Origin of the sequence: Streptomyces sp. NEAU-W12, assembly GCF_026242095.1 — a bacterium.
Taxonomy (GTDB): domain Bacteria; phylum Actinomycetota; class Actinomycetes; order Streptomycetales; family Streptomycetaceae; genus Streptomyces.
Genome location: NZ_JAPJDM010000075.1, coordinates 1 through 3335 on the forward strand (window position 1 = coordinate 1; position 3335 = coordinate 3335).

At 73.7% G+C, this 3335-nt stretch carries 5 protein-coding genes; all 5 read right to left on the bottom strand.

Annotation, left to right across the window (positions count from 1 at the left end; genetic code table 11):
• On the bottom strand, positions 1–1131 hold a 1131-nt coding region (locus ORI94_RS35010; RefSeq protein ID WP_266083129.1), incomplete at its 3' end, for a hypothetical protein.
• Position 1132: 1 nt separating this feature from the next.
• Positions 1133–2050 (bottom strand): hypothetical protein, encoded by a 918-nt coding sequence (locus ORI94_RS35015; RefSeq protein WP_266083131.1) that lies wholly within the window; start codon positions 2048–2050, stop codon positions 1133–1135.
• A 23-nt stretch (positions 2051–2073) separates the two neighbouring features.
• A complete protein-coding gene (locus ORI94_RS35020; RefSeq protein WP_266083133.1) occupies positions 2074–2358 on the bottom strand; it encodes a hypothetical protein in 285 nt (94 codons plus the stop codon).
• A 123-nt stretch (positions 2359–2481) separates the two neighbouring features.
• A complete protein-coding gene (locus ORI94_RS35025; protein ID WP_266083135.1) occupies positions 2482–2772 on the bottom strand; it encodes a hypothetical protein in 291 nt (96 codons plus the stop codon).
• The coding region (locus ORI94_RS35030) for a DUF6668 family protein (RefSeq protein WP_266083137.1) at positions 2769–3335 on the bottom strand (567 nt) is incomplete at its 5' end. The genes ORI94_RS35025 and ORI94_RS35030, both read right to left, overlap by 4 nt.

A 3335-nucleotide genomic window follows, 5' to 3' on the forward strand; every position in this document is an offset into this window, starting at 1 on the left:
GCCGCCGGCTCCTCCGCCGCCGGCGCCGGCGCCGGCTTCGGCTCCCGCCCCGGCACCCGGGGCACCCGGCCGGCCCGCGCCGCCGTCGGCGCCGCCGGCACCGGAGGAACCGGACATGCCGCCGGAACCGGAGGAGCCCTGCGAACCGCCCGAGCCGCCCGAACCGGACGCCCCCGACGCGCCGCGCGGACCGCTCTGCCCGCCGGCGCCACCGCTGCCGCTGCCGCCCCCGCTGCTGCCGCCGAGCGAACGGGCGCCGGACGCCAGGGAGCCGCCCGCCGAGGACATCGCCCCGGACATCGCGGACGCCCCGCCGAGTGCGGCGGTGGCGGGGACGACGAGTTTCAGCAGGGCGGGCAGGGCGACGGCGGACAGCAGCATCACGCCGATACCGGCGATGCGTTCGTTGATGTCGCTGCCGCCGTCCTGGCCCGAGGTGATCATGGCCGAGCCCGCGTACAGCACCAGGCCGGCCGCCGGCTTGTACAACAGCCAGGCGATCATCCAGCCGAGGTGCTTGCGCCACCAGCCGCCGCCCCAGTTCGTCATGGACGCCGCGGCGGCCAGCGGGAGGGTGCCCAGCAGCAGGATCATCACGCCGAGGCGGATGTAGAGCAGGATCGTGTGGATGATTCCGGCGATCAGCAGCAGGAAGGCGAGGACCAGCAGCAGGAAGGCCTCGATGCCGTTGCCGTCGGAGCAGGCGCCCACGGCGCTCAGCTGCTTCTCCGCGCCCGCGTTGAAGAGGTACGTGGAGTAGTCGTCGGAGAGGGTGGCGGCGGCCGTGACGACGGTGGTGGCGGCACCCGAGACGAGGATGACCCGCATGATGCCCTTGAGGGCGGTCGTGCCGGCCTCACCGCGCCGCTCGATGGCCATCCGGGCGGACGCGAACAGCAGCGAGCCGACCGCCAGATAGACCACGATCCACTGTGTCTGGCTGTTGATGTCCTGGGCCGTCGTGGTCCCCGAGAGGGTCGGGATGCTGGTGGTCAGCGCCCCGAACACCGCGATGGCGCCCGCGAGGACGGCGTTGGCGACGCCCTCGACGATGGTCCCGATGGGATCCCCGAGGAAGCTGAAGAACCCCACCGCGATGTCGACGATGGGATTACCGGTCGGGCACGCCATGTCAAACCCCCCAAAGGATATGGCCGTTGGTTCCCTGGACCGCCTTCACCGGCGTGTGCAGGGCACCGTTGTCGGAGGGCTGGACCTTCCAGTCGCCGCCGCTCCAGCGCAGGGCGATGGAGGTCGTGGCGTAGCCCTGACTGGTCTTGAGCAGCAGTTCGACGGTCGCCGCCTCGCCGGAGTACGCGGGCACCGAGTATCCGGCGTAGGAGGCGACGGACGAACTGCCGGTCCCGGCAGTCGCGCCGGAGCCGGAGCCGGAGCCGGGTTCGGAGCCGGTGCCGGGTTCGGAGCCGGTGCCGGGTTCGGAGCCGGTGCCCGGTCCGCCGCCGGCATCGGCACCGGCGCCCGACTCGGAGCCGGAGCCGGAGCCGGATCCGGCGGCGTCGTCGTCCCGGACCGTGGAGCGCTTGAAGACGAACAGGTCCCGGCCCTGACCGGACACGACCTGCTCCCGCGCGACGGTCCGCCAGTCGGGACCGCTCATCTGCGAGGGAATGATGTGGGCGGCCAGCAGGGCCCCGGTCGGCGTGTGCGCGAAGCACCACCACAGGGGCCCCTGGGTCAGGGTCGGGCCGGCGGAGGCCGAGACGGGCACACGCGTGACGTCGAGGGTGTGCCAGTCGACGTCGTCGGGCGGAGCCGTGGGCAGGGCGTCGCCGTCGCTGTCGTCCGTACGGCACCCCTCGGGCCGGCCGTCCTTCATGGCCGGAGTGCCGGACAGCGGCCCCTCGGCCGCCGGCGCGTTCCCGTTGTTCCCGTCGGTGTCCTGGTCGGTCGTCAGCGCGACGATCCCGCTCAGTACGACGACGACGGCGAGGAACCCCGCCGACACCTGCCAGCCGCGCTGCTTCCAGTACGGCCCCGACGGGTCCGACCGGTACCGGCGTGGCTCCCGGTACTCCCTGCGTGTGAACATCTCGACCGTTCCCGTCCGTGGGCTCAGTTGAAGACGAAGCCGACCAGCGGGCCCGCGGTGGCGACCAGGACACAGCCGCCGAGCACCATGCCGAGGCGGCTCATGTGCTCCGAGCTCTCACCCCGCTTGAGGGAGACGGCCATCATCGTGCCGGTGATCAGCACCCCGGCGACGCCGGCGGCGGTACCGGCCCAGGCGGCTATGCCGAGCACGGTGTTGACCTTGTCGGTCAGCTCGCCGGGAGCGTTGCTCACCGGCTGGGGCACGCCGGCGGCGAGCACGTGGGTGGCTTCGAGGAGCAGGGACATGAGGTTCTCCGAGAGGTCGGCGCCGTGGCGTGAGCGGTGGGCGCGAGGTAGGGGTGAGGTGGGCTGGGCTGAGGTGGGGCCTGGACGCGGCTGAGGTGACTGGTGCCGAGAGGTTTGCGAACCTCAGAGGAGGGACAGATTGCCGAGGAAGGCGACGAGCGGCCCGGCCGTCGAGGCGACCAGGCAGCCGAGGGTGACGTAGAAGACCCCGCGGAAGTGCTCGCCGCCCTCGCCCGGGTCGCCGCGGCGCAGCTGTATCGCCATCTGCATGCCGACGATGATCAGTCCGCCGACCCCCGCGGCCGAGGCGCACCACGCGAGGACGCCGAGGATGACGCCCGCGTCGGCGGTCGGGGTGTAGCCGGCCAGCCGCTCCCCGAGGGGGAGGGCGAGGTGGGTGAGGGGGGAAGTCATGAAACGGTTCTCTCGCCGTCGGTTCCGGTGCCCACCAGGTCGGCGAGCACGCTGAGTTGTCGGGGCAGGTACGTGGGCTGACCGCCCACGCGCCAGGCCGGGATCCACGGCACCCGGTGCACGTGGGTGACCGAGCGGACGACCCGGATGCGGCGCAGCAGGCTGAGCGGGAGCCGTCCGGGGGCGTCGGCGACGAGGACGACACCCAGCAGGTCGATCCCCTGCGGGGCTTTCCCGTCCTGCAGCGCACCCAACGCCCGTGACACGGCACGCAGTCCGCGCGCGCTGGTCCGGCCGACCAGCATGACCCGGCGCGGCTCGCCCCGCGCGGGCTCCGGCCAGCGGGCCCCCACGTCGACCCCGCCGAGGGCCTCGGCGAGCGAGGAGGCACCGGCTCCGCCGTGCGCCTTGACCCACCCGATCTCGTCCCGCGACTTCCCGCGCACGGGTGCCCGCCGCCTGGGCTCACCCCAGGAGGGCTCGCCGCCGGGGGCGGGGGCCCTCTTGCGGGGGGCGGGGGAGGAGGGGCGGGACGTCCGGGCCGGGGCGGCGGGCGCGGGGGC

Excerpts from the sequence above, each read along its gene's own strand:
- ORI94_RS35025 (WP_266083135.1), bottom strand. The coding sequence starts at position 2,772 with ATGACTTCCCCCCTCACCCACCTCGCCCTCCCCCTCGGGGAGCGGCTG.
- ORI94_RS35020 (WP_266083133.1), bottom strand. The coding sequence starts at position 2,358 with ATGTCCCTGCTCCTCGAAGCCACCCACGTGCTCGCCGCCGGCGTGCCC.
- ORI94_RS35015 (WP_266083131.1), bottom strand. The coding sequence starts at position 2,050 with ATGTTCACACGCAGGGAGTACCGGGAGCCACGCCGGTACCGGTCGGAC.